The sequence below is a fragment of the Stenotrophomonas sp. NPDC077420 genome, assembly GCF_044543385.1.
GTDB lineage: Bacteria > Pseudomonadota > Gammaproteobacteria > Xanthomonadales > Xanthomonadaceae > Stenotrophomonas.
Genome location: NZ_JBITVZ010000037.1, coordinates 2,501 through 5,230, shown reverse-complemented (window position 1 = coordinate 5,230; position 2,730 = coordinate 2,501). Strand labels below are relative to the sequence as shown.

Below are 2,730 nucleotides of genomic sequence, written 5' to 3'. Positions count from 1 at the left end.
CGACATGTCATGTCGGCCAAGGCAACTTGAGGTTATATGGTCAAGCCACACGGATCATTAGTATCAGTTAGCTCAATACATTGCTGTACTTACACACCTGACCTATCAACCACATAGTCTATATGGTTCCTTCAGGGGGCTTGTGCCCCGGGAGATCTCATCTTGAGGCGCGCTTCCCGCTTAGATGCTTTCAGCGGTTATCGCTTCCGAACATAGCTACCCGGCAATGCCACTGGCGTGACAACCGGAACACCAGAGGTTCGTCCACTCCGGTCCTCTCGTACTAGGAGCAGCCCCTCTCAAATCTCCAACGCCCATGGCAGATAGGGACCGAACTGTCTCACGACGTTCTGAACCCAGCTCGCGTACCACTTTAAATGGCGAACAGCCATACCCTTGGGACCGACTACAGCCCCAGGATGTGATGAGCCGACATCGAGGTGCCAAACACCGCCGTCGATATGAACTCTTGGGCGGTATCAGCCTGTTATCCCCGGAGTACCTTTTATCCGTTGAGCGATGGCCCTTCCATACAGAACCACCGGATCACTAAGTCCTAGTTTCCTACCTGCTTGATCCGTCGATCTTGCAGTCAAGCACGCTTATGCCTTTGCACACAGTGCGCGATGTCCGACCGCGCTGAGCGTACCTTCGAGCTCCTCCGTTACTCTTTAGGAGGAGACCGCCCCAGTCAAACTACCCACCATACACGGTCCCCGACCCAGATAATGGGCCCAGGTTAGAACGTCAAGCACGACAGGGTGGTATTTCAAGGATGGCTCCACCACAGCTAGCGCCATGGTTTCATAGCCTCCCACCTATCCTACACAGACGAACTCAACGTTCAGTGTAAAGCTATAGTAAAGGTTCACGGGGTCTTTCCGTCTTGCCACGGGAACGCTGCATCTTCACAGCGATTTCAATTTCACTGAGTCTCGGGTGGAGACAGCGCCGCTGTCGTTACGCCATTCGTGCAGGTCGGAACTTACCCGACAAGGAATTTCGCTACCTTAGGACCGTTATAGTTACGGCCGCCGTTTACTGGGGCTTCGATCAAGAGCTTCGCCTTGCGGCTGACCCCATCAATTAACCTTCCAGCACCGGGCAGGCGTCACACCCTATACGTCCACTTTCGTGTTTGCAGAGTGCTGTGTTTTTGATAAACAGTCGCAGCGGCCTGGTTTCTGCGGCCCTCTTCAGCTATAGCTCGCATGAGCCACCAAAAAGGGCGCACCTTCTCCCGAAGTTACGGTGCCATGTTGCCTAGTTCCTTCACCCGAGTTCTCTCAAGCGCCTGAGAATTCTCATCCTACCCACCTGTGTCGGTTTACGGTACGGTCTGCGTAAGCTGAAGCTTAGGAGCTTTTCCTGGAAGCGTGGTATCAGTGACTTTGTCTTAAAGACTCGTCTCGGTGCTCGGTCTTGAAGGATCCCGGATTTGCCAAAGATCCAAACCTACCGCCTTTCCCCCGGACAACCAACGCCGGGTACACCTAACCTTCTCCGTCCCTCCATCGCACTTACGCGAGGTGCAGGAATATTAACCTGCTTCCCATCGACTACGACTTTCGTCCTCGCCTTAGGGGCCGACTCACCCTGCGCCGATTAACGTTGCGCAAGGAAACCTTGGGCTTTCGGCGTGCGGGTTTTTCACCCGCATTATCGTTACTCATGTCAGCATTCGCACTTCCGATACCTCCAGCAGACTTCTCAATCCACCTTCAACGGCTTACGGAACGCTCCTCTACCGCGTACATATAAATATGCACACCCCAAGCTTCGGTTCACTGCTTAGCCCCGTTAAATCTTCCCCGCAGACCGACTCGACCAGTGAGCTATTACGCTTTCTTTAAAGGGTGGCTGCTTCTAAGCCAACCTCCTGGCTGTCTGTGCCTTTCCACATGGTTTTCCACTTAGCAGTGAATTTGGGACCTTAGCTGTGGGTCTGGGTTGTTTCCCTTTTCACGACGGACGTTAGCACCCGCCGTGTGTCTCCCATACAGTCCGTCTCGGTATTCGGAGTTTGCAATGGTTTGGTAAGTCGCGATGACCCCCTAGCCATAACAGTGCTCTACCCCCGAGAGGATACATATGAGGCGCTACCTAAATAGCTTTCGAGGAGAACCAGCTATCTCCGGGTTCGATTAGCTTTTCACTCCTAATCACAGCTCATCCCCGTCTTTTGCAACAGACGTGGGTTCGGGCCTCCAGTACCTGTTACGGCACCTTCACCCTGGCCATGACTAGATCACCCGGTTTCGGGTCTACTGCCCGCGACTATGCGCCCTTATCAGACTCGGTTTCCCTTCGCCTCCCCTATACGGTTAAGCTTGCCACGAACAGTAAGTCGCTGACCCATTATACAAAAGGTACGCAGTCACTCTTTCGAGCTCCTACTGCTTGTACGCACACGGTTTCAGGATCTATTTCACTCCCCTCTCCGGGGTTCTTTTCGCCTTTCCCTCACGGTACTGGTTCACTATCGGTCGGTCAGTAGTATTTAGCCTTGGAGGATGGTCCCCCCATGTTCAGACAGGGTTTCACGTGCCCCGCCCTACTCGTCTTCACTGGAGTGGCCCTTTTAAATACAGGGCTATCACCTTCTATGGCCAGCCGTTCCAGGCTGTTTTTCTAGAACCATTCCAGCTTAAGGGCTAGTCCCCGTTCGCTCGTCGCTACTCAGGGAATCTCGGTTGATTTCTTTTCCTCTGGTTACTTAGATATTTCAGT

1 rRNA gene (running past one end of the window) is annotated in these 2,730 nt (G+C 53.3%); it reads right to left on the bottom strand.

The features are described 5' to 3' along the window. Positions 1-36: 36 nt before the first annotated feature. A 23S ribosomal RNA gene (locus ACIGII_RS19420) occupies positions 37-2,730 on the bottom strand (it continues 185 nt past the right edge of the window).